This is a genomic window from Seonamhaeicola marinus, assembly GCF_008085455.1.
In genome coordinates this window covers 1-213 of record NZ_VSDQ01000103.1, presented here as the reverse complement: position 1 = coordinate 213, position 213 = coordinate 1, and the positions used below count along the sequence as shown (strand labels likewise).

The following is a 213-nucleotide window of genomic DNA, read 5'->3' as shown; positions in this document are numbered from 1 at the left end:
GATGCCGAAGAGCCCATACTTTGGTGGAGTCCAGACCCTAGGTTTGTGCTGTTTCCCAATAAATTAAAGGTATCAAAAAGTATGAAACAAGTATTGCGCAGTAACCGCTTTAAAGTAACTACCAATACAGCATTTAAGCAGGTTGTACAAGAATGCTCAAAAATTAAACGTATAGGGCAACAAGGTACTTGGATAACTAATAGTATGATTGAC

Annotated in this window: 1 pseudogene; it reads left to right on the top strand. The window is 38.0% G+C overall.

Annotated elements, in window-relative coordinates:
- Window positions 1-213: pseudogene (locus FUA24_RS00645) on the top strand (leucyl/phenylalanyl-tRNA--protein transferase family protein); the annotation flags it as partial.